We start from the raw sequence: 24,809 nt of genomic DNA, 5'->3' as shown, positions 1-24,809 counted from the left end.
AATTTTCATGTAAAATGAACCTTTTGTGAAAAACGAGCGAATATAGTGTGAAAGATCATGAGAGGGGAATGGAGCTTTGGATGAAGTACAATTAAAGGAATGGCTATATAAAATGGGGTCTGGGGACCAAGAAGCCTTTCAGATTATTTATGAATATACATGTAAAGATATTTATAGAACAGTAGTATTTTTAGTAGGAAGTCAAAACCAAGATGTAGACGATATAGTTAATGAAGTGTACATCAATATGTGGAAGTCCATAACAAACTATGATATAAATCGTTCATTTCGTTTTTGGTTACATGGACTAGTTGTCAAGGAAGTACAGGATTGGCGTCGTAAATCGTGGCGACGATTTCGAATCTTTGAAAAGAAGAAAATGTATGAACAAGATCGGTCTTACATAATGGATGAAGCTATTTTACATAAAGAAACACGAAGTGAATTAGTAGAAGTTGTACAAAACTTATCTTATAAACATCGTGAAGTAGTTATTATGCGTTACTTCCATGAATATAGCTTGGATGAAATTGCTACACTTCTTCAAATCCCTATTGGTACAGTGAAATCTCGACTACACACAGCACTAAAACGATTAAGAATGGAAATGGAACAAATGCCAAACGAAAGGGAGGAAGAAGTAAATGGATTTTGAGAGATATGTAACGAATGAACTAAAAAGAAAAGCAGAGAGTCTAGACCCGTCTCCAAATCTAGATAATCAAGTGAAAAACTCTTTTTATAAATACCAACTGTCGAAAATAAAAAGGAAGATTTCTATGAAGAAAAAATTATTGCTTGGATTTGTAGCTGCGGCAATTTTAATACCGACCGGTACTTTTGCAGGTACAACATTAATGGATAAAATTGTAGGGACACCAGAAAAAGCAAGACAAGATATGGGAATGACTGAGGATGGTTATAATGGTGTAATGGAACGTATAGAAATTGCTAAAAGTATATTTACAGAAAAGGATTTTGATAAGTATGTAACTTTATTACAGGAATCGTACTATTTTTATAAAAAAGTAAGTGTCGTAGAGAATGGTGAGAGACAATATACAGCTACAAATCGTCTAAATGCTGATGAAGAAATGAGAGAAAGAGCGGTAATGGAACAATTACATACATATGAAGAAAGAATAGATCAACATTTTACCTATACATTTGAACAAGCTGAACAAATAACTGGTTTTCCAATCAAGCATCCAACATATATTCCGGTTGGACATCAATTAGTATTTGAAGAGGTAAAAGCTGAAGCAACACTAGGAAAACCTATGCCGCTTATTACGATGAGATATGAAAATCAAAATGTAAAAAAACAGCCACATACTTCAGATGCAGAATTAGGTTTTACAATTCATCAATTAGAAATTGTTGAAGAAGAATATAAAGATTACTTTATTGATAGACCATTTGATAAACCATCTGAAAGAGGACCTAATTTTACTGGAGATATAAAGAAATATAAATTAAATGGCTATAACGTTACATTCGGTGAGTATAAAGAATCGCATGTACGGGCTATGAAAATAGTTGTGCCAGCAAGGGAAGGAAGAAATGCATATCAAGTGTATATAAATGATAGTATGTTGTCTAAAAAAGAGCTTGAGAAAGTTTTACTTTCGGTGATTGAATAGTTATTTGGTATAAGTGATCGATAATTATATTATGTAAATTTACTTTTACAAAACATCCATTTTTTTAAATGGATGTTTTGCATTTAGATAGATTAGGTGGAGTATATAGTTTAAAAAAGCGGAATACTTTGCGGAAAGTTAAAGACATTTTTCGGATCATATTTCGCTTTTACTTCCATTAATCGGTCAAAGTTGCAACTGAAGTATGCATCTGGCCAATTTTTAATGGAAAGGTCAGGCGTATTAACGTAGACACCTTTTGTAAAGGGGAGCATTGCCAAACGGAAATCTTCAACCCATCGAATACTTCCACCAGCACCTTCTGGTTGCCCCCAAGTAGCGAATATTGACATGTTTGATAGTGCTTTTCGGTAAAAGTAAGCAGTCGCCTCATTTGGCACCTCAGCAACAGCACCGCCTAATCCGTGGAAAAATACGGAGGTGGTGGAAAAGGGAGGTGCATTATTAATAAAGTGATCGATAATGGATAGTCCTTCTTCTGGTAATAGTTCATATACATATGGACCAACACTTTTAAATGGTAAAGGTGTTGCAGGTTGCTTCTCAGCTATTTTCGCTGCTGCTTCTGCCCATGGTATTTCTTCGATAGTTACTTGCAGTGGTGAACCGGCTTCTAGTAATGGCTGTAGTAGCGACTGCAATTCTTGTACAGAACCGAGAAATACACCTTGCATTAATAATGATGGTTCTAATCCTGCAGACATAAAAAGAGTAGTTGTAAGTCGTTTATTAGCGCAAGGTAGCGTATATTCTTGCCAAGAGGTTAATACAGGTTTTAAATCTGATATCCCCCAGCTTATTTCTGCAAATCCTACCGTATTAATTTTATGTGTTCGAAACTTAAACGAAGTACATATTCCAAAGTTACCACCACCAGCACCGCGCGAAGCCCAATAGAGATCGGAGTTACACTTGGCGTTAGCGCGTATTATACAACCATTCGCGTCTACCATTTCTAATTCAAGTAAATGATCGAGAGTTAATCCAAACGGACGAGAGAGAATACTATGTCCGCCACCTAAAGTAACACCTGCAATCCCGGGAGTAGGACAAACACCACTCGGCACAACTAATCCTTCAGCTGCAAGTGTTTCAATTAAAGAAATATTTCTCCATCCAGTCCCGATAGTTACAGTTCCATTATTGTGATCTATTTCTAATTGCTTCATTTCACTTACATCAATTACAAGACCAGCATTACTGACGGATAATGCCTCATAATTATGACGTCCAGAGCGCATGCGTATAGGAACGTTATGTAGCCTTGACCAGCGAACAGCGTTTACTACATCCTGCGTATTTTGAGCAAAAATAATGATTAACGGAAATTTGTTGAAGAATGTATTGAATTCTTCACGCGCTGAATTATAATCAGGATCATTAGGTGTAACGATACGACCAGTAAGTTCAATTTTTTGATTATTCATTTCAGTCATCTCTCCTTGACGTGAAATATTTATAATGTGGAAATACAGAACATAAAGAAGAACTGACAATACTTTATAAGTAAATGAATAAAGGAAAAGGATTATTCCAATAAAGAAAAAGGCAGTGCTACTTAAGTAGCACTGCCTTTTTGTAATTATATGTATGTGCTCAAAATTTCCCCAGGTAATCCATCAATCTCACAAACTTTCTCCGATGTAAAACCTACGCTTAGTAAAATTTTGCGAGAAGGGATATTATTTGGATCGATCATTGCTTTTAGTAGGTTTACATCTGTTTGCTTCACTATTAAAGCTAGATGTTAATTTTTGATTATGTACGTACATACAATGTGTAATTAAGTGAATGATTAACATAGTAATTACAGAAAAGGGTGAATGAAGCATATGAATCAATTTGAGCAAATGATGTACGTTGGTGTCATCATGTCTATTGTACTATCCGTAATGATTTTAGGGTCCTTATATTATAATCCTCGACTTTCATTAACTGATTATCCGAAAGATATTCAAAAAGTAGTTTTTCCAAAATCGATTCATGAAAAAAAGCAAACCATTTACTTTAATATTGTATACAATGCTATTCTTTTCGGTTGTCCTTTCGTTTCTACATATATATTACATAAGCATGAAAAATTAATGTATATGGATGCTTATTTACACACTTTTGGTATTTTAATGATTTTCAATTTAGTAGATTTACTTATAATTGATTGGCTAATTTTTTGCTGGATTACTCCAAGGTTTGTTGTGATTCCTAGTACGGCAGGTATGAAAGGATATAAAGATTATAAGTTTCATTTAAGAGGGGCTATAGTCGCTACTCAAATTTTAGCAATCGTAAGTTTATTTTTGGCGGGAATTGCAACAACTATTTAGTGTGAAGAAGGGCATGAGGCTTTTATAAAAGATAAGGAGATTTATAATATATAGAATTAGAAATAAGAATTTGTTAGTATTGAAGTGAGGAGTTTTAATAACAGTATATTAAGCCGTATTAATATACTGTTGCAAATGTTTTGATATTATGTAAAATTATACAATTTTACAGAGACATTTGATAAAATTCAAAAAAATATAATGGAGGCTAATATGAAAAAAGTAATTGGCGCAGCAACAGCAACTATTTTTGGATTGGGGGCGTTTACCACAACCGCTACCGCAGAAACAATCGTAACAGCAGATGTACTTAACGTACGTGAAAAACCGACTACAGAATCAAAAGTGGTCGAAAAAGTAAAGAATGGGCAAGAGTTAAAAGTCATAAATACCGAAGATGGCTGGTCAAAAATTGAATTGAACGGTAAAGAAGTGTTTGTAAGTTCGGAGTTTACAAAAGATGTGTATCATGTAACTGCGAATTTGTTAAATGTACGTACCGAAGCAAACACAGATTCAGAAATTCTTGGCAGACTAAAAAAAGATGATGTAATTGAATCAACGCATCAAGTAAAAGACGGATGGCTGCAATTTGAGTATAAAGGAAAAACTGCTTATGCCAACGTTTCTTTCCTATCAAGTACAGCACCAACTGAAAAGAAAACTGAAGAGAAAGCAAAGCAAGTAACGAAAGTACAAAAATCAGTTAAAGAAAAGAAAGAAGTAAAGACGCAGAAAGTAGCAAAAGTGAAAGAAACAACGAAAGCACAAGAAATAGTAAAGCCTAAAGAAGAAGTAAAAGTTAAAGAAGAACCGAAAGCGCAAGAAATAGTAAAGCCTAAAGAAGAGGCAAAAGTCAAAGAAGAAGTAAAAGTTAAAGAAGAACCGAAAGCGCAAGAAATGGTAAAGCCTAAAGAAGAGGCAAAAGTTAAAGAAGAAGTAAAAGTTAAAGAAGAACCGAAAGCGCAAGAAATAGTAAAGCCTAAAGAAGAGGCAAAAGTTAAAGAAGAAGTAAAAGCTAAAGAAGAAGAAAAAGTGCAAGAAATAGCAAAAGCTAAAGAAGAAAAAGCACAAGAAATAGCAAAAGCTAAAGAAGAAGAGAAAGCAAGAGAAATAGCAAAAGCAAAAGAAGAAGAGAGAGCAAGAGAAATAGCAAAAGCAAAAGAAGAAGAGAAAGCAAGAGAAATAGCAAGAGCTAAAGAAGAAGAGAAAGCAAGAGAAATAGCAAGAGCTAAAGAAGAAGAGAAAGCAAAAGAAATAGCAAAAGCAAAAGAAGAAGAGAGAGCAAGAGAAATAGCAAAAGCAAAAGAAGAAGAGAGAGCGAAAGAAGTATCAAAAAACAATATACAGTCTGCTAAACGTGAATTAACGGTAGTAGCGACAGCGTATACTGCTGATCCAAGTGAAAATGGTACATATGGTGGACGCGTTTTAACTGCGATGGGGCATGATTTAACGGCAAATCCGAATATGAGAATTATCGCAGTTGACCCGAAAGTAATCCCATTAGGATCTAAAGTATGGGTAGAAGGTTATGGAGAAGCTATCGCTGGTGATACTGGAAGCGCAATTAAAGGTAATCGTATTGATGTATTAATGGGGTCAAAAAGTAAAGCTATGAATTGGGGAAGAAAAACTGTTAAAGTAAAAATTTTATAGTAACTATAATGATCTAAATAGAAGTCAGTTCTCTTTATTGAGGCTGGCTTTTATTTTTTTAGTGGAAGTATAATAGGATTTTTAAATGACTTATTAATAAACCTGTAATAAAACATAAAAATTGTCTCATGTTTAGAAAAACTATTAAGAATGAGGTAAGGAAGTAGAACAGAAGGTTATTGAGAAGTAGAGAAGAATAGTATGTTGCTACAATTACACAAGATATCGAGGAACGCGGACTTATTTCAGTAGTTGATTTCCAGTTTGGGGAAATGAATATATACTATTATTTATGTAAAGATTGTTCAATTATAAAAACGGAAACACAAAGTACATAACAAGACTAACATATTATATTAGTCTTGTTTTTGTATCGCAACATCATTAAGAATCGCATCAAATATATCTTTTTGCGTAAAGTTATCTGTAAAAATAGTTTCTCTGGAAACCTCAATTGTATCGTGCGGATTATACCATTTTTGGAGGGAATCTTCACCAAATTCATATCGTTTGTCCCTTGTGTTATGTCGTCTAATAGTTTCCTCTAATGATAAATCAAAATAATATGTAAATGCATTTTCATCAAAATAACGAATTAATTCTTTTAACATCTCACCATACCTACGACTGTCCAATATACCTTCTAAAATAATAAATTCACATTTTCCTTTTCCGTACTTTGTAATTTCAAATAGTAAATCATGTGATAAATTACCCATTGTGTCGTGTACTCTAAGCATATCTCTACGCACAACATCCTGTGATACTAAAAGTGTACCTTGTCCGAAATGTTCTTGTAGTTGCTTTGCAATCGTTGTTTTACCACTTGCGGAGTTTCCTCTAAGAATGATTAAAGTGGATGTAAGTATAGGTTTAGACATAATGTATTCCCCCAACGGTATTAATTATATAGAAAATTTTAACAAATAAAGTGAGGAAAGTGTATAATTAATATGATGGATATTTAAGGAGGGGATTAGATGGGGGATATATTAAAAAATGCACAACCTATATGGAAACGGACTTGGTTTCGTTATCTAGGGGCATTTTTTATTGTTCAGTTACTGTTTATTTTGTGTGAAATAACTGCGTGGGCACCAAACTTTAGGCCAGGCGGAGAGTTTTTTAATAGAATATTAAATTCTCAATTTTTCACTGAATGGTTCACACTCTATACAATCCCGCAATTTAACGTATTTACAGCATTTTTTGCGATTACATTACTACCATATGCATTAGTAGGTGCAATGAAAGATATAATATCAAGAAAAAATATAAAAGAATAATAGAGGTATAATATGCTATTTCAAAAAGAAGGGTTATTGATTAGATACGTAATGGAAGATGATGTATCTATTATTTCTAAATGGTTAACGGACCCAGAAGTCCCGCAGTATTACGAAGGACGAGATAATCCGCAATCTGTAGAAAAGGTGCTTGATCATTTTATACATAATCCAAACAATAATGAAAAAAGATGTTTAATAGAATTTGATACCGTTCCGATTGGTTACATACAAATGTACCCAGTTGATTCAGAGTGGAAAGCGATATATGGCTATAAAGAATCACAAAATGTATGGGGAATGGATCAATTTATCGGTGAACCAGCCTATTGGGGAAAAGGAATTGGACAAAAACTCGTTCAGGCAGCAATTACATACATTATGGGTGAAATGGGAGCAGAAGCAATCGCAATGGATCCGAAAGTAAATAATGAACGAGCGATAAAGTGTTATGAAAAATGCGGATTTAAAAAAGTAAAGATTTTAAAGGAACATGAGCTGCATGAGGGGAAACTAGAAGATTGTTGGATGATGGAATATAAACAATTATAATGAATATGAAATGGCTTATATAAACGAAGGTAGCTGTGGAAAATGAAAAAAGCATTAATCGTAATTGATGTACAAGCGGGTATGTATACAGCTGGAATGCCAGTACATAATGGGGAAAAATTTTTACAAACATTGCAAGAGCTTATTGGGGAATGTCGTTCAAATGATATTCCAGTTATTTATGTCCAACATAATGGTCCTAAAGACAATCCGTTAGAAAAAGGTACGGATGGATGGCGAATCCATCCGACCATCGCTCCGCAAGAAGGGGATGATATTGTTGAAAAGACGACGCCAGATTCATTCCATAAGACAAACTTAAGCGAAGTGTTACAAGAGAAAGGAATTGAACACGTTATTCTTTCGGGAATGCAAACAGAGTATTGTGTAGATACGACAACGCGCAGAGCATGTAGTGAAGGATATAAAGTAACGTTAGTTAGTGATGCGCATAGTACATTTGATGCAGAAGTGTTACGTGCTGAAGATATTGTGAAACATCATAACGCAGTATTGGGAGCGTTTGCGGATGTTGTTGCATTAAAAGACTTGAAAGTGGCTGCCTCTAAATAAGAGGCAGTTTTTTTATTAGAAAAATAGCGTCAAATATTGTTGGTAAGTCGATATTTTGAAATAATCGTTTATATAATTTCACGTACCATAATAAAAATATACAATAAAGGAGCACCACATAATTAAAAAGGGCGCTCCTGCATTAAAATGTTACTTCTTCTTGTCTTTATCCAATATATTTTGTTCTTCAGCAAACTCCGTACCATATGCAAAGCGGCGATTAATACGAATGTTATCATTGTTGTGCCTTGTATGAGAGTTAGAGAAGCGATGAACGATTACTTCAGATAAAGTGAAGACGATGGCAGAAAGGATACTCCCCCATGCAATTTGCATATAGTTGTCTAATAAAATATTACCGAAAATCCATACGCTTAAATATGTTAATAAGAAATCCGACATAATGGCACCAGTATTGCCAATTCGATTTAAAATAATTTTATCAACGAACATGTAGGATACGATTGTAACAAAGAGACTGAATGAAATAATTTGAACAAACGTTGCAGGGAAAAATAAAGCAAGCCCAATGCTAAATGCGATAATGCACGATATAAACTTGATAAGCACTACTGTGAAATCATTCAAAATTTACACCTCCGATTTATACATAGTTTTTCAATAAATTCTGTAGTTCATACATTGTAACGGATTTATTTACATAAAACTTTTTCATGTTTAGAATTTAGTCTAAATATTATAAAAATAATGAAAAAATGTTATAGTAAAATGAGAGTGTATGACATTTTTAGGTAAGGGGGAATCCAGGATGTGGATTACTTCAGAAGTAGAAATTCCAGATGAGTTAATTGATCACATTGAGCAAGGAAAATTAGTGTTATTTGTTGGAGCGGGAGTTTCTATGAAAGGGAAATCAAACTTACCGAATTTTGATGATTTAGTTGATGAAATTGCAAAAACGTTATATGTCGAAAAGCGTGAAATAACAGAACCACATGATTATTATCTTGGTAAAATTGCGAAAACAAAAGATGTACATCAAGTCGCAAGAGATCTTGTTCATATAGAGAAATCAAAACCGAATCCATTGCATTATGCAATTCCAAGGTTATTTCCTTTAGATACAGATATCCGCATTGTAACAACAAATTTTGATCAACATTTTACAACTGCAATTAAAGAAATAAATAGAGATATCAATGTTTATTACGCTCCAGCTTTACCGACTGGGAGAGCTTTTAAAGGTCTTGCTTATATACATGGTAATGTAGAACAGGAGAAAGAGGCTTTAATTTTAACAGACGGTGATTTTGGAAGGGCTTATTTAACAGAAGGTTGGGCGAGAAGATTTTTAGTCGATCTATTCTCAAATTACACCGTTTTATTCGTTGGATATAGTCATAATGACCCAGTAATGAAATATTTAGCAACTGGTTTACCACCAAGTACAAGACGATTTGCTTTTGTCGCACAAGGAGAAAATACGTACCACTGGGAACATTTAGGGATAAGACCGATTGTGTATCCGAATAAAGTGAATAATCATCAATCTCTCGTAAAAGCGGTAAAACGCTGGGCGGAATTAATGGGTGATAATTATATTACGAAAAGAATGCGTATTCGGGATATTGTAACGGTTCCCCCGTCAGTAGAACAGGAACAATTATCATACATAAAGCAATCAATTAAAAAAATTGAAACAGTTCGTTACTTTGTGGAATTTGCTCACGATTATGAATGGGTCGAATGGTTAGAAGCAGAAGGTAAATTACAAAATTTGTTTATGCTTACGCCAAACTATAATGAAGTAGATGAATTACTTGCAGAATGGTTAGTGGAACAATTTCTTTTTAGTCATCAGATAGAATTATTTCAATTAATTTATAAAAACTATTCTAAAATATCACCGTTATTGTGGAAAACAATTTGTAACTACTTAAACGAAACGAAGAGTAAGATGGACCCATTGTTGTTTGCCAGGTGGACACTCCTTTTATTAGAAACTGCTGAAAAAGATAGTAGCTCTATAGAAAAGATTTCTAAGTTACTGCAAAAATGTTCTTTTCCTGAGCATAAGGAAATTGCGTTATTGTTACTAACTTTTATTTTAGACGGAAAGCTGAAGTTGAAACGTGTAAGAAAATGGGGAAATGATACGCAAGAAGCAATAGAACTCGAGGAATCGAGTCGCTTACCAGTATCAACATTTTCTCATGTGGAGCAAATTTGGAATGAAAAGATGAGGCCATATATCGCCTATTATGCTGTTCCAATTATGATGATTGGATTAGAAAAATTGAGAATGTTGTCGTTAAGACAAACGGCACTGAAAAAAAGAAATAAAGAAGATGTAGAAAAAGAATTTCATCAAAATGATCTTGCATTTTTAATACAAATTGTAAAAGAGTGTCTAACTTATTTATGTGAAAACAATGAGAAAAAAGCGGATTATTATATTACAGAAATGATAGAAGCAAATAGTGTACTTCAAAAGCGAATTGCAATTGATGCGATGAATAAAAATATTTTTGTTCGTGTAGATGACAAAATGAAATGGTTGTTACAGGAAGGACTTCTTTTAGATTTCACTTATAAACATGAAGTTTTCCAACTTTTAAAAAGTCATTATTCACATTGTTTAGAAAAAACAAAAGAAGAAGTCACTCGAACTGTAATAAAGCGTCTTACAGAAGAGAGGGTATTTGATGCATGTCTCGTATTAGACTTATTATTCAAGTGTGATTCAAATAGCCCATCTACGGCAAATGGGTATGAGTTAATGAAGCAAAAGCATCCTCATTTTCATTCTGAACGATACAGTGTACAAAAGAAAGAGGATGCAGCGCAAAGTATTACTTGTAATGTAACAGCTGACGGATTATTGCAGCTGAAAGATGTTGAAATTATGAAGCAAGTTCGGCAATTTTCGCAAGATGGTGTTTTTGAACAACGCCATTTTTTAGAGATGTTATCAAAAGCATGTAAATTGAATACAGAGTGGAGTATTTCATTCGCATATCAATTAGTAGGAGTGCAAGAAATAAGTAATGAAGTATGGTTTGTTTGTATTAGAGAATGGAGAAATAACAGAGGATTGACAAATGATCAAATCCAAAAAATTATTCCGTTATTGCAGAAATTTGTTAGAAATACTGCTTTTCATTGGTTAATTAGTAGTTTTCTATATGAAATTAGTAATCGACTAGAAGAGTTAGAAGAGAATAGTATACGTGTTGTAAAACGCTTTGCTTTTTCAGTGTTTCCTCAAGTTATGAAGAGTGATACGGATTTTAAGCTTGGAAAACAAGATTTTTACAATGAATCAATTCAGCATCCTGTTGGAAAAATGACGGCTGTATTATTAAAGTTGTTATCATATGATCATTTATACGATCGTAATGTATATGAATATTTATTTTTATTTGAAGAACAAGTAAGAGTTAATTCAGTACGAACAAACTTTATGTTTGCTCGTTTAATAGCAGATATTACATTTCTATATCATATTGAAAAGCAATGGTGCCGAAAATATTTGTTACCATACTTAGATTTAAAAAAACAAAATGAAATTACGGAATATGCATGGGCTGGTTTATGTTACACGCAAATAAATTTACCTTTATTTACAGAAATGAAGCGTTTTATTAAGTATGCGATAGAACATTTGGAAGTATTACATCCGCATACGAGGGAAGCTTTCTTGAAGTGGCTTAGCTTTGTATTTATTAAATGTGTACTATATTGGGAGCAAAAAACAGATTGGTTATACCCTTTACTCATACTAGAAAATGAAGAAAATAAAATTAAATTTATGCAGTTTTTATGCTATTACGTCAAAACATTAAGTGTAAAAGAACAACAAAAATTTTGGACAGCTTGGCTCAGTGTATTTTTGCGAGAACGACCAAAAATGGGTGAGATAACAGCGAGAGAATATGTAATGCTTTTACGTATTATTTTATACATGGATGAAATATTAGAAAAAGGATTATATATTATGTCTCGTGCATTTTCAAGTGTAAATGGTAAATGTACAGGTGAGGAAATGAAGCAGTTATTGATTGAAATGCTTCATAAAAAAGAAAGTATGAAAGCGCATAAAGAAATGTTTGCAAATGTGTTTTTTATTTTACTACAAACATGTCAAGAAGCCGTTTTATTTGAAAAAGAAATCATACAAATAAAAGAATTATTAGTTCAGTATGAAGTAGAGGAATGTGTTTTACATTTACTAGAAAACGAAATAATTCGCATAGGAATTGTAATGGGTGATTTACAAGAAGAACTATAGGACGAAAGTGGAAAATTAAAAAATATATAAAAAGTTGTTGACAGTGTTTTGAAAAGCGTTCTATAATACGAATCATACTTATTCAATTTCAAAAACATTTGAATAAACAAAGTGCAATGAAGAGATCACAGTAGTGGTTAGTCTTACTGTAACAGAGAGCTGGTGGTTGGTGTGAACCAGTACAGGGATAATCATGAATTACAGTCTTGGAGCATCTTTTTCGTAATAAAGATAGTTTGTCTTTATGAGGAAAAAGCGGTCAATTGATCGTTAACAGTGAAGAGAGGTAGACGGAAAGTTAGTCTACAACTAGGGTGGTACCGCGATAAATATCGTCCCTACTGATTTATTCAGTAGGGACTTTTTGTATTTTAGTGGTCCAACTTGAAAATAAAATAGTCATGCATTGAAAGGAAAAGCAGTAGTTGTTGTTTCCCTGTAACAGAGAGCTGGTGGTTGGTGCGAACCAGTACAAAAACAAGAGCGAATTACAGTCCTGGAGCATCTTTTTCGTAGTAAAGATAGTATTGTCTTTATGAAGGGAAAGACGGTCAGATGATCGTTAACAATGAAGAGAGGTAGACGAAAGAAGTCTACAACTAGGGTGGTACCGCGATAAATATCGTCCCTACTGATTGAATCAGTAGGGCTTTTTTGTACAAAAAAGTGGGTTTTTAACTAGTAGTTCATGTCTTTGTACAAATTATTAGTTTAAAATAAGAAGAGGTATCGATTCCACTATAAATTTGTATAATTAGTCAGTTCAGAAAATAGAGAATTTTTTATTCTCTTACTATACTTTTAAAACATTAGAGGAGGATTTCCAAATGGCAAATCATGAATTAGATCAATTACGTAAACAGGTAGATGAAATTAACTTACAACTATTACACCTTTTAAACAAACGTGGTGAAATTGTTCAAAAAATTGGAGAGCAAAAGCAAGTACAAGGCACGAAACGCTTTGATCCAGTACGTGAGCGTGAAGTACTTGATATGATTGCAGAGCATAACGAAGGACCATTCGAAACATCAACAGTTCAACATATTTTCAAAACGATTTTCAAAGCAAGCTTAGAGTTACAAGAAGATGATAACCGTAAAGCGTTACTAGTATCACGTAAAAAGAAACAAGAAAATACAATCGTTGATGTAAAAGGTGAATTGATTGGAAACGGAACACAAACGTTCATCATGGGACCTTGTGCAGTAGAAAGCTTAGAGCAAGTTCGTCAAGTAGGGCAAGCGATGAAAGACCAAGGCTTAAAATTAATGCGCGGTGGTGCATTCAAACCGAGAACATCTCCATACGATTTCCAAGGTTTAGGAGTAGAAGGACTTCAAATTTTACGTCAAGTAGCAGACGAGTTCGACTTAGCAATTATTAGTGAAATTTTAAATCCAAACGATGTTGAAATGGCATTAGACTACGTTGATGTAATTCAAGTTGGCGCACGTAACATGCAAAACTTCGATTTATTACGAGCTGTAGGTAAAGTTAACAAACCAGTATTATTAAAACGTGGATTAGCAGCAACAATTGATGAGTTCATTAACGCAGCGGAATACATCATTGCGCAAGGTAACGATCAAATTATTCTTTGTGAGCGCGGTATCCGCACATACGAAAGAGCAACACGTAACACATTAGACATTTCTGCAGTACCAATTTTAAAGAAAGAAACACATTTACCAGTTATCGTTGATGTAACACATTCAACTGGACGCAGAGATTTATTATTACCAACAGCGAAAGCGGCACTTGCAATTGGCGCAGATGCAGTAATGGCTGAAGTTCATCCAGATCCAGCAGTTGCATTGTCAGATTCTGCACAACAAATGGACATTCCAGAATTCCATAGATTCATGGATGAGTTAAAAGGTTTCAAAAATAAATTATCTTAATTCCATATCATATATGCGTTGAAGAGGAAACAGTAGTGCTTATCTCACTGTTAAAGAGAGCTGATGGCTGGTGTGAATCAGTACAAAGGTAAGCATGAATTACAGCCTTGGAGCATCTTTCTCGACAACTTATGGAGGGGAAGACGGTCAAACGATCGTTAAAGAAGAAGAGAGGTAGACGACAGTTGTCTACAACTAGGGTGGTACCGCGATAAACATCGTCCCTACTGAGCGCTCAGTAGGGACTTTTTTGTACAAAAAAATAGTAAAGGGGCAAGAGAAATGAGATACATTACAGCTGGAGAATCACATGGACCGCAGTTAACAGTTATTTTAGAAGGTGTACCAGCAGGTTTGACACTTACGGCGGAACATATTAATAAAGAATTATTAAGAAGACAAAAAGGTCATGGACGCGGAAGACGCATGCAAATTGAAACAGATACAGTTGAAATTGTAAGTGGTGTTCGTCACGGGATGACACTTGGATCACCGATTACGTTAATCGTAAAAAATGATGATTTCAAACATTGGACGAAAGTAATGGGTGCTGAGCCAATTTCTGAAAAAGAAAGTAAAGACATGAAACGTACAATTACAAAACCACGTCCAGGACATGCGGATTTAAATGGAGCAATTAAATATGGTCATCGTGATATAAGAAACGTATTAGAGCGCTCATCTGCAAGAGAAACGACAGTTCGTGTAGCTGCTGGTGCAGTTGCAAAACAAATTTTAAGCGAATTAGGCGTAAAAATTGCAGGACATGTTCTTGAAATTGGTGGAGTAAAAGCAAAACATATTTCAAACTTACCGATTGAAGAAATTCAAACGATAACTGAAAACTCACCAGTTCGATGTTTAGATAAAGAAGTAGAGCAAGAAATGATGGATGCGATTGACAACGCAAAAAGTAGCGGAGATTCAATCGGTGGTATTGTGGAAGTTATTGCAGAAGGTATGCCAATTGGCGTTGGTAGTTACGTTCATTACGATCGTAAATTAGATGCAAAACTTGCTGGTGCAATTATGAGTATAAATGCATTTAAAGGTGCTGAAATTGGCGTAGGTTTTGAAGCGGCAAGACAACCAGGAAGTAAAGTGCATGATGAAATTCTGTGGGATGAAGAAAAAGGATACACGAGAAAAACGAATAATGCCGGCGGTTTAGAAGGCGGTATGACAACAGGTATGCCAATTGTCGTAAGAGGCGTTATGAAGCCAATTCCTACATTATACAAACCGTTAGCAAGCGTTGATATTGATACGAAGGAAGCATTCCAAGCGAGTATTGAAAGATCTGATAGTTGCGCAGTACCAGCGGCGGGTGTAGTAGCTGAATCTGTTGTAGCATGGGAACTTGCAGATGCACTAGTCGAACAATTCGGAAAAGATCGTATGGAATTATTAAAACAAAACATTATGCAACACAATAACTACGCAAAAGAATTTTAATAAAAAGGTGGGTTTAACGTGCAAGTAAAAGATCAACTATCATCATTACAACCATATAAACCAGGTAAATCACCAGAACAAATGAAAGAAGTGTACGGAGATCATTCGTTTGTGAAATTAGCATCGAATGAAAATCCATTCGGTTGTTCACCGAGAGTTTTAGAAGAGTTGCAAAAATCTTGGTTGGAACATGCTTTATATCCTGACGGAGGTGCTACGACGCTCCGTCAAACAATCGCGGATAAGTTGCATGTGCAAATGGAACAAGTACTTTGTGGTAGTGGTTTAGATGAAGTCATTCAAATGATAAGCCGTGCAGTACTTAAAGCAGGAGATAATATCGTAACGGCTGGTGCAACATTCCCGCAGTACCGTCATCATGCAATTATTGAAGGCAGTGAAGTGAAAGAAATTCCTTTAAATAACGGTGTATACGATTTAGACGAAATTTCGTCAGCGGTAAATAATAATACGAAAATCGTATGGATTTGTAATCCGAACAACCCGACGGGCACATATGTGAATGAGCAAAAATTAACTCAATTTATTGAAGGCATTAGTGAAAATACGTTAATTGTCATTGATGAAGCGTACTATGAATACGTAACAGCAAAAGATTTCCCTGAGACATTACCGCTTTTAGAAAAACATAAAAACATTCTTGTACTTAGAACGTTTTCTAAAGCATACGGATTAGCTTCTTTCCGCGTTGGATATGCGATCGGACAGGAAGAGCTAATTGAGAAATTAAATGTCGTACGTTTGCCATTTAACGTATCTTCATTAGCGCAAAAAGCAGCGACGATTGCTTTTGGTGACGATGAGTTTATTGAGGAAATAGTTCGTGTGAATACAGAGGGATTACAACAATACGAAAGCTTTTGTAAGGAAAATGAAATTCCATTTTATCCATCACAAACAAATTTCATCTTCTTGCCAGTTGAGAATGCAGGAGAGATTTATGAAGCTTGTGCACATGCAGGATTTATTATTCGTCCGTTCCCGAATGGTGTCCGTATTACAGTCGGAACAAGGGAGCAAAATGAAGGAGTGATTTCAGTGTTAAAACAACACTTTGAAAATAAAAAAAGAAAGTCTCGAGATGAGGCAAATGCGTAAAAAGGTAGTTTTAATTGGAACTGGTTTAATCGGAGGCTCTCTCGCATTAGCGATTAAGAAAGAGCACGATGTAACGCTAACAGGTTACGATATATTTAAAGAGCAAGTAGAGCGTGCAAAAGAATTACACGTAGTAGATGAAGTAGCAGTTGATTTACAGCATGCATGTGAAGAGGCACATTTAATTATTTTTGCTTCTCCAGTTGAAGAAACGAAGAAGCTATTACATAAACTTGCGTCATTCCGTTTACGAGAAGATGTTATAGTGACTGATGTTGGTAGTACAAAAGGGTCTATTATGAACGAAGCGGAAGCTTTATTTTCAAAGGAAGTTTCTTTCATTGGGGGACATCCGATGGCGGGTTCTCATAAAACGGGAGTTGAAAGCGCAAAGGCGCATTTATTTGAAAATGCATTTTACATTTTAACACCGATGAATCATATACCAAATGAACAAGTGGAAGACCTTAAAGTATGGTTAAAAGGAACAGGATCTCATTTTCTTGTTTTAAATACAGAAGAACATGATTATGTAACAGGGATTGTTAGTCATTTCCCGCATCTTATCGCAGCAGGTTTAGTAAAGCAAGTTGAGAAACATGCAGGAGATAATCCGCTCATTCATCAACTCGCTGCTGGAGGTTTCAAAGACATTACACGTATCGCATCTAGTAGTCCTAAAATGTGGAGTGATATTGTAAAGCAAAATCGAGAGCATTTAATGGTATTATTAAAAGAGTGGATCTCTGAAATGGAAGGTTTATATAAGACAGTTTCTACCGGAGATGCAGGCGAGATTCAAAACTATTTTGCAGATGCGAAAGAATACCGTGATTCTTTACCAGTAAGAAAGAGTGGTGCAATTCCTGCCTATCACGACTTATACGTTGATGTATTAGATAAGGTGGGGGCATTGGCTCATATTACGAGTATTTTAGCGCGCGAGGAAATTAGTATTACGAACTTGCAAATATTAGAAGCGCGTGAAGGACTGCTTGGGGTATTACGTATTAGTTTCCAAAGGGAAGAAGATCGTATGAAAGCAAAGCTAGCGCTTGGAGAAGAAGAATACCAAACTTATGAAACAATTTAAATGAGAAGGTGAAAAACGTGAAAGAAAGAACAATACAACCTGTTAATAACGGATTGAATGGCAATATTACAATCCCAGGTGATAAATCCATTTCACACCGTGCTGTTATGTTCGGTTCGATTGCAGAAGGGAAAACAACAATTAAAGGTTTCTTGCCCGGTGCAGACTGTTTAAGTACTATTTCATGTTTTAAAGAAATGGGAGTAGAAATTACGCAAAACGGTGATGAAGTTATTGTAGTTGGTAAAGGATTAGAAGGTTTACAAGAACCGAAAGCTGTATTAGATGTTGGTAATTCTGGTACAACAATTCGATTAATGTCAGGTATATTAGCTAACACACCATTTTTCTCTTGCGTACAAGGTGATGAGTCTATCGCAAAAAGACCGATGAAGCGTGTAACAAACCCATTAAAACAAATGGGTGCAAACATTGACGGCAGAGAAGAAGGAACATTTACACCGCTAACAATACGTGGCGGAGATTTAAAAGCAATTGAATATATTTCTCCTGTTGCAAGTGCACAAGTAAAGTCAGCTATTTTACTTGCAGGTCTTCGTGCAGAAGGTGTAACAGCTGTTACAGAACCACATATTTCACGCGACCATACGGAAAGAATGCTTGAAGCATTTGGTGTTAAAGTAACTCGCGAAGGGAAAACAGTGAAGTTATCAGGTGGACAAAAATTAACAGCAGCAGACATTCAAGTGCCAGGTGACGTATCATCAGCAGCATTTTTCTTAGTAGCAGGTGCAATCATCCCAAATAGTAAACTAGTATTACAAAATGTAGGAATGAATCCAACTCGTACAGGTATTATTGATGTTTTAGAGAAAATGGGTGCTACGTTCACTGTAGATCTAATTAACGAAGGGGCATCAGAACCAGCTGCAAATATTACAATTGAAACATCTTCATTAAAAGGAATTGAAATTGGCGGAGATATTATCCCTAGATTAATCGATGAGATTCCTGTAATCGCATTAGCGGCAACGCAAGCGGAAGGAATTACAGTAATTAAAGATGCACACGAATTAAAAGTAAAAGAAACAAATCGTATTGATACAGTCGTTGCTGAGTTAACGAAACTAGGAGCTCGCATAGAAGCAACTGATGACGGCATGATCATTTACGGAAAATCAGCTCTAAAAGGCAATACAGTAAATAGTTATGGTGATCATCGCATCGGAATGATGCTTGCGATTGCTGGCTGCCTGGCAGAAGGAAAAACAATTATTGAAGATGCAGAAGCAGTAGGTGTATCATATCCTACATTCTTTGATGAACTTCAAAAGTTAGCTAAATAATAAGGATGGAAAGCAGATACGTGATGTATCTGCTTTTTTTGTTAAAACGTCTTTCTAATTTCACTTACCGAACTACAATAGAAAGAATTGTGATACAATTCAAACAGGGAATGGAGGAGAATTATATGAATGTCATACAATTAAAAGAAGATAAGTTCAGAGAAGCATTATGTTTATCAGAATACGCTTTTCAATATAAAGTAGATGAGGAACGATTACAGCAGCAACTTACAAAGATGAAGGAAAGTCATGAAATATACGGCATTATGGAAGGGGAAGACTTAGCAGCAAAACTACATCTTATTCCGTTTCATATTTACATAGGTAAAGAAAAATTTAAAATGGGTGGCGTTGCAGGGGTAGCGACGTATCCTGAGTATAGAAGAAGTGGGTATGTAAAAGAGCTACTTCGATATTCACTTCAAACGATGAAAAAAGATGGCTATACAGTCTCTATGTTACATCCATTTGCGGTTTCATTTTACCGTAAATACGGATGGGAACTTTGTGCGAATTTAGTCACATGTCATATGACTAAGAGCGATTTAGTGATGAAAAAACAAGTTAATGGCACTGTGAAACGTTTCAATAAAGAAAATCATCCAGAAGAAGTCGAGAAGCTCTATGAAGCATTTGCAGAACGTTTTTCAGGTATGTTAGTTCGAGAGAAGAACTGGTGGTTTCAAGCGGTTTATGATGATTTAACATTAGCGATTTACTATGATGAAAATAAAAAGGCAGCCGGTTACATGTTATACAAAATAGAAAACTATAAAATGACAGTAGAAGAATTTGTACCACTGCATAATGAAGCACGAAATGGTCTGTGGAACTTTATTTGCCAGCATGATTCTATGATTAAAGAACTTGAAATGACAGTAAGTGAAAACGAACCGTTGCTATATTCATTGCAAGAGCCACGCGTGAAGACAGAAATAAAACCATATTTTATGGGAAGAATTGTAGATGTAGAGCAATTCTTAAAACAATATGAGTTGAGCTGGAACAATGTACAGCAAGAAGTGATTCTACACATTACAGACGCATTTGCTCCGTGGAACAACGTATCAGTGAGGCTTGCGAATCATGAAATAACAATTATGAAAGAGGAAACAATAGATAAAGGAATTAAGCTGGATATTAACGCATTATCTACAATAATGTTTGGCTACAAGCGTCCGTTAGAACTTAATGAACTAGAATTCATTAGCGGAAGCGAAGAGGAAATACAAGCATTTGAGAATATAGTTCCAGTACGTAAAGCTTTTATTTATGATTTCTTTTAAGCTTTAAATAGGAAATGGGGCTGTCCCAAACAAAATTTGGGACGGTTTTCTCTTTGGTTCTCGTTTTTGTCGGTAAGTCGATGTATTCTAAAAACCGCTGATATAAATTGATTCACAAACAAGGGATTAAAATTGCAACTATACGTAGTTACGCACTTGACTTTTAGTCCTTGTAATTTATAATTAAAAACGGAATGAATTTTCATTCCTAAAAATAGAGGTGGAAAAAATGGCTAAAAACAAACAAGAGGATATTTTTGATGCTGCGATGCAACTTTTTGCAGAGCGTGGTTACGATGGTACGACAATTCCAATGATCGCTGAAAAGGCAAAAGTCGGTGCGGGTACTATTTATCGCTATTTTGAAAATAAAGAGGCACTAGTTAACTCATTATTTTCAAAAAGTATGTTAGAGCTTTCTGAAATGATAAAAACAGATTTTCCTGTTGAAGCAAATATTCGTGAACAGTTTAGTCATACGTACAACCGTTTATTTGAATTTGCGAGAAACAATGTGGACGCTTTTTTATTTACAAATTCTCACTGTGACAGTTATTTTCTTGATGAACAAAGTAAGAAAATATTTGACGATTTTATAGGCTTCTTTATGAATATTATTGAAGATGGAATCGCAAAAGGTTTTCTTCGTCCATTGCCTCCAGTTGCTTTAATTATTATTGTATATCAGCCGCTAGAAGCATTAACGAAAGTAATTGCAACAGGGCAATTAGAATACTCGAAAGAGTTAGTAAAAGAATTGGAAGAAAGCTCTTGGAATGCTATTAGAATCATTTGATTCTATAGCTTTATAAGGACAGGAATGAATATTCATTCCTAAATAGATTTAAAAAATGAAAGTAGGAGAGGGTATTTGTGCAACCAAAGGAATGAACATTCATTCCGGAAAAGATTAGTTTAATAGGGTCTATAGAATAAATCAATAGAATGATAGGAATGAACGTTCATTCCTAAAAATAGTTTCAAAATAATAGGAATGAATATTCATTCCGGAACTAACATTATACTTTCAAAACGGGAGATGATTAAAATGAGTAAGCTAAAAAATTGGAGAAGTTTATCTTTTCTATTATGGATAGTTATTACTATTACAATGATCGTAACGATGCCTAATATGGATAAATTAGTGAAAGAAAAAGGGCATATTACGATTCCGAATACAGAGCAAAGTAGTATCGCTGACAAAATGATAAGAGAGATGGATAAAGACGGGACAGAAAAATATGATGTTATAGCTGTTTTTAATAGTGGAAGTAAAGCAGCTTTAACAACTGAGCAAAAAGATGAAATAATAAAAACAATCAACGCTTTACAAAATGAAAAAGAGCAATTAGGAATTAAGGAAGTTGTTTCACATTTAGATAATAAAGACTTGGAAAAACAATTGATATCTAAAGACAATACGACCATTTTAACGCAAATTTCTGTAGATAAAAAACATGGTGAAATATCAAAAATTGCGAATGGGCTTCATAATAAAATTAAACCGAAGGGAGTTAAAACGTACTTAACAGGAAGTGATTTAATAGCGGGTGATTTTCTTACATCCTCTCAAGAGGGAGTGAAAAAGACAGAAGTTATTTCTATCATTTTCATTTTAGTTGTATTAATCATTGTATTTCGTTCACCAATTGTTCCAATCGTTTCTCTGCTTACAGTGGGTGTATCATATTTAGTTTCAATGGGGATTATTGCCCATCTAGTAGATCAATTTAATTTTCCGTTTTCTAACTTTACACAAGTGTTTGTAGTTGTTGTCCTGTTTGGGGTTGGAACAGACTATAACATTTTATTATATACAAGGTTTAAGGAAGAATTAAGTAAACAAGAAAATGCATTTTTAGCTACGAAAGAAACGTTTAAATCGGCAGGGAAAACCGTTTTATATAGTGGGATAGCAGTACTAATTGGTTTTGCATCTCTTGCTTTAGCGAGTTTTAAATTATATCAGTCTACTTCAGCCGTAGCAATTGGTGTCGCAGTATTATTACTCGTATTAACTACGTTAAATCCATTTTTTATGGTGCTTTTAGGAAAAGGAATGTTTTATCCAGTAAAAACATTTAAAGGTCATGAGGATAGTCGTTTATGGGGATTTCTTGCGAAAAACTCAGTAGTAAGACCATTCGCAGCTTTAATCATTGTATTTGTGATATCGATTCCTTTCCTAATGAAATATTCTAACACACTAAATTACAATGATTTATTTGAAGTAGATAATAAATATGAATCGAAAAAGGGGATTAACGTAATAGAAGAACATTTTCCACCTGGTTTTTCTTCACCAAGTACGTTAGTCATTCAATCGGATAACAAGTTAGACGAGGCGAGTTCTCTTCAAACTTTAGATGAACTAACTGATAAGATTTTGAAAGTGAAAGGTGTGTCAGAAGTATATTCACCGACGCGTCCAACTGGGGAAAGGATAAAAGAACTATATATAAATAAACAAGCTGGAGAACTAAATACGGGGTTAGGAGATGCCAATGGTGGTATAAAGGACATTAATGATGGGTTAACTGCTGCGAAAGATAAAATGGGTAGTAAAGACTCAAATAGTCTTGCAAACGTTCAAAAGTTAATTGATGGAACAAACGAAGCGAAAAACGGTGTAACGGCATTAGGAACAGCTTTACATCAACTATCAAGTGGTATAAATGACGGAGCACAAGGTGCGCAACAAATTGAGGGTGGATTAACTTCAGTAAATGAAAATATAAATGTTTTATCTAATGCAACTTCACAACTTCATGCTGGTTATGCACAGTTAGAAAAAGGTTTAAGCTCTTACGATCAATACTTCGGAAGTATTTCTCAAGCAATTGATGGTGCGAAAAAAGGTTATGAACAAATTGAAGTGTTAATGACCAATTTTATTCAAACGAAACCAGAATTAGCAAATGATCCGAACATACTACAAACGATAGGAATTGCTAAAGAGGCTCAGAAGCAATTAGGTGTGCTTTCAAATGAATTAAATCAATTAGCAACGCATCATAAAGCGGCGATGGGCTCATTTAAAGAAGCGAATCAATCGTTATTGAAAGTGGATAACGGTTTAAAAGAAATGAACAATGGAGTTACTAAATTACAAAAAGGAGCAGCTGATCTTAAAAATGGATTAGATGAAGGTGCTTCAGGTTCTAAACAAATTGCGAACAAGTCATCTGAGTTACAAACCGGATTAACAAAAATAAATGATGGGCAAGGCCAGTTATTAACCGGGCTGAAAGACTTGCAAGAACAGATGGGGCAATTACAATCAGGATTATCTAAAAGTACAGAAGGGCTCGAAAAGGTAAGTAACGGACTAGGGGATGCTCAGAAATATTTAGGAGAATTGAATGAATCAAAAAGCTCTGAGAAATTTTATATTCCAAAAGAAGTTTTAGAGGGAGAAGATTTCCAAAAAGCATTGAATACGTACATGTCACATGATAGAAAGACTGCTAAAATGACAATCATTTTAGACGTAAATCCGTATTCAAAAGAAGCGATGCCAATCATTGAAGAAATTAATAAAACGATAGACGGTACATTAAATGGTACAGAATTAAAATCAACAAAAAAAGCGATCGGCGGTACAACAGCAAGAAACGTTGATTTAAAAGAAGTAACGGGCCAAGATTTCTTACGTACAGCTACAATTATGTTAATTGGAATTGCGGTTGTATTACTCGTTATTACACGGTCATTTTTAAATACAATCTTCATTATTGGATCTTTAATATTAGCTTATTTTGCATCACTTGGTATAAGTGAACAAATTAGTACACACATACTAAACGTAGAGTCATTGAGCTGGAATGTACCATTCTTTAGTTTTATAATGATAGTCGCTTTAGGTGTGGATTATAGCATTTTCGTAATGATGAGATACAATGAGCTAGAGGGGGACCCAGCAACGAAAATTGTAAATGCATCTCGTCACATAGGAGGAGTCGTATTATCAGCGGCACTTATTTTAGGTGGTACATTTGCTGCATTAATCCCTTCAGGTGTATTGACGCTTATACAAGTAGCATCTGTTGTTGGTGTTGCACTGTTATTATTAGCTATTATTGTGATGCCAATATTGATACCTGCGTTAATAGGGTTAACGAATAAAATGAAGAATTATACGAAAAAATTAAGTAAAAGAAAGTAAAAGAATCCCCTTTTAAAAGGGGATTCTTCTTATTTAATAAATTTGTCCATCACATCTTTATATTTTGCGAATTTTTCATCTTTCATATCTCTGTTCATTATGAAATATGCTTCTATATAATATTATTTCGTTAAAAACGTACATTTTATTCAAGATAGAAAAGGGATGAA

Annotated in this window: 19 protein-coding genes, 1 pseudogene and 3 other annotated features; of the genes and pseudogenes, 16 read left to right on the top strand and 4 right to left on the bottom strand. The window is 34.6% G+C overall.

Annotated features, from left to right (window positions below):
* Nucleotides 1-76 precede the first annotated feature (76 nt).
* Entirely contained in the window at nt 77-655 is a 579-nt protein-coding gene (locus AC1Q8M_RS11035) for a sigma-70 family RNA polymerase sigma factor (protein WP_098400293.1), read from the top strand.
* Nucleotides 645-1,643, top strand: coding sequence for a hypothetical protein (locus AC1Q8M_RS11030; RefSeq protein ID WP_000345239.1), 999 nt, complete (start codon nt 645-647; stop codon nt 1,641-1,643). The genes AC1Q8M_RS11035 and AC1Q8M_RS11030 overlap by 11 nt, the downstream gene beginning before the upstream one ends.
* 110 nt (nt 1,644-1,753) lie before the next feature.
* Here the strand turns inward: AC1Q8M_RS11030 and AC1Q8M_RS11025 are convergent, their stop codons facing one another.
* Nucleotides 1,754-3,091: an FAD-binding oxidoreductase gene (locus AC1Q8M_RS11025; RefSeq protein WP_025117868.1), complete on the bottom strand. Its 1,338-nt coding sequence runs from the start codon at nt 3,089-3,091 to the stop codon at nt 1,754-1,756.
* A 155-nt stretch (nt 3,092-3,246) separates the two neighbouring features.
* A pseudogene (locus AC1Q8M_RS11020) lies at nt 3,247-3,399 on the bottom strand (GNAT family N-acetyltransferase); the annotation flags it as partial.
* Between the two features lie 97 nt (nt 3,400-3,496).
* On the opposite strand from AC1Q8M_RS11020, the gene AC1Q8M_RS11015 reads away from it, so the two are divergent.
* Nucleotides 3,497-3,988, top strand: a complete 492-nt coding sequence (locus tag AC1Q8M_RS11015; protein WP_001071236.1) for a hypothetical protein — start codon at nt 3,497-3,499, stop codon at nt 3,986-3,988.
* Nucleotides 3,989-4,201: 213 nt separating this feature from the next.
* Nucleotides 4,202-5,647 carry a cell wall-binding protein EntB gene (gene entB, locus AC1Q8M_RS11010; protein WP_492334144.1) on the top strand — a complete coding sequence of 482 codons (1,446 nt, stop codon included), beginning with the start codon at nt 4,202-4,204 and terminating at the stop codon, nt 5,645-5,647.
* A gap of 356 nt (nt 5,648-6,003) precedes the next feature.
* On the opposite strand, the gene AC1Q8M_RS11005 is transcribed toward entB, so the two are convergent.
* Nucleotides 6,004-6,528 (bottom strand): kinase, encoded by a 525-nt coding sequence (locus AC1Q8M_RS11005; RefSeq protein ID WP_000042586.1) that lies wholly within the window; start codon nt 6,526-6,528, stop codon nt 6,004-6,006.
* Nucleotides 6,529-6,627: 99 nt separating this feature from the next.
* On the opposite strand from AC1Q8M_RS11005, the gene AC1Q8M_RS11000 reads away from it, so the two are divergent.
* Genes AC1Q8M_RS11000 through AC1Q8M_RS10990 form a run of 3 tightly spaced genes read left to right on the top strand, consistent with a single transcriptional unit; the run spans nt 6,628 to nt 8,058 of the window.
* Nucleotides 6,628-6,933 (top strand): YfzA family protein, encoded by a 306-nt coding sequence (locus tag AC1Q8M_RS11000; RefSeq protein WP_000502337.1) that lies wholly within the window; start codon nt 6,628-6,630, stop codon nt 6,931-6,933.
* A gap of 12 nt (nt 6,934-6,945) precedes the next feature.
* Nucleotides 6,946-7,485: a GNAT family N-acetyltransferase gene (locus AC1Q8M_RS10995; RefSeq protein WP_098587727.1), complete on the top strand. Its 540-nt coding sequence runs from the start codon at nt 6,946-6,948 to the stop codon at nt 7,483-7,485.
* Between the two features lie 42 nt (nt 7,486-7,527).
* Complete coding sequence (locus AC1Q8M_RS10990) at nt 7,528-8,058, top strand: cysteine hydrolase family protein (RefSeq protein WP_000709530.1); 531 nt, start codon at nt 7,528-7,530, stop codon at nt 8,056-8,058.
* 150 nt (nt 8,059-8,208) lie between these two features.
* Here the strand turns inward: AC1Q8M_RS10990 and AC1Q8M_RS10985 are convergent, their stop codons facing one another.
* Nucleotides 8,209-8,646 (bottom strand): YndM family protein, encoded by a 438-nt coding sequence (locus tag AC1Q8M_RS10985; protein ID WP_000997702.1) that lies wholly within the window; start codon nt 8,644-8,646, stop codon nt 8,209-8,211.
* Nucleotides 8,647-8,827: 181 nt separating this feature from the next.
* Here AC1Q8M_RS10985 and AC1Q8M_RS10980 point away from each other — a divergent pair, with 181 nt between their 5' ends.
* The 9 genes from AC1Q8M_RS10980 (at nt 8,828) to AC1Q8M_RS10940 (ending at nt 24,639) form a co-directional block, all read left to right on the top strand.
* Entirely contained in the window at nt 8,828-12,310 is a 3,483-nt protein-coding gene (locus AC1Q8M_RS10980) for a DUF4020 domain-containing protein (protein ID WP_000265170.1), read from the top strand.
* 107 nt (nt 12,311-12,417) lie between these two features.
* Nucleotides 12,418-12,653: a binding site (T-box leader), on the top strand.
* A gap of 54 nt (nt 12,654-12,707) precedes the next feature.
* Nucleotides 12,708-12,943 (top strand) — a binding site (T-box leader).
* Nucleotides 12,944-13,137: 194 nt separating this feature from the next.
* Nucleotides 13,138-14,214 (top strand): bifunctional 3-deoxy-7-phosphoheptulonate synthase/chorismate mutase, encoded by a 1,077-nt coding sequence (locus AC1Q8M_RS10975; RefSeq protein WP_001273575.1) that lies wholly within the window; start codon nt 13,138-13,140, stop codon nt 14,212-14,214.
* A 9-nt stretch (nt 14,215-14,223) separates the two neighbouring features.
* Nucleotides 14,224-14,443 (top strand) — a binding site (T-box leader).
* Between the two features lie 53 nt (nt 14,444-14,496).
* On the top strand, nt 14,497-15,669 hold the full coding sequence (aroC, locus tag AC1Q8M_RS10970; protein ID WP_001269431.1) for a chorismate synthase: 1,173 nt from the start codon (nt 14,497-14,499) through the stop codon (nt 15,667-15,669).
* 18 nt (nt 15,670-15,687) lie between these two features.
* On the top strand, nt 15,688-16,788 hold the full coding sequence (hisC, locus tag AC1Q8M_RS10965; protein ID WP_001197264.1) for a histidinol-phosphate transaminase: 1,101 nt from the start codon (nt 15,688-15,690) through the stop codon (nt 16,786-16,788).
* Nucleotides 16,781-17,881: a prephenate dehydrogenase gene (gene tyrA / locus AC1Q8M_RS10960; protein ID WP_001228148.1), complete on the top strand. Its 1,101-nt coding sequence runs from the start codon at nt 16,781-16,783 to the stop codon at nt 17,879-17,881. Before hisC ends, tyrA begins: the two co-directional genes overlap by 8 nt.
* A gap of 17 nt (nt 17,882-17,898) precedes the next feature.
* Nucleotides 17,899-19,188: a 3-phosphoshikimate 1-carboxyvinyltransferase gene (gene aroA / locus AC1Q8M_RS10955; RefSeq protein ID WP_098366109.1), complete on the top strand. Its 1,290-nt coding sequence runs from the start codon at nt 17,899-17,901 to the stop codon at nt 19,186-19,188.
* A gap of 125 nt (nt 19,189-19,313) precedes the next feature.
* Nucleotides 19,314-20,474 carry a GNAT family N-acetyltransferase gene (locus AC1Q8M_RS10950; protein WP_141505315.1) on the top strand — a complete coding sequence of 387 codons (1,161 nt, stop codon included), beginning with the start codon at nt 19,314-19,316 and terminating at the stop codon, nt 20,472-20,474.
* Nucleotides 20,475-20,703: 229 nt separating this feature from the next.
* Nucleotides 20,704-21,270: a TetR/AcrR family transcriptional regulator gene (locus AC1Q8M_RS10945; protein WP_001107300.1), complete on the top strand. Its 567-nt coding sequence runs from the start codon at nt 20,704-20,706 to the stop codon at nt 21,268-21,270.
* Between the two features lie 252 nt (nt 21,271-21,522).
* A complete protein-coding gene (locus tag AC1Q8M_RS10940) occupies nt 21,523-24,639 on the top strand; it encodes an MMPL family transporter (RefSeq protein WP_000040248.1) in 3,117 nt (1,038 codons plus the stop codon).
* Nucleotides 24,640-24,809 lie beyond the last annotated feature (170 nt).

The sequence above is a fragment of the Bacillus sp. GW823-FHT06A10 genome, from assembly GCF_058795375.1.
Note: the sequence above shows the minus strand (reverse complement) of the source record. Positions and strands in the feature narration are given on the sequence as shown.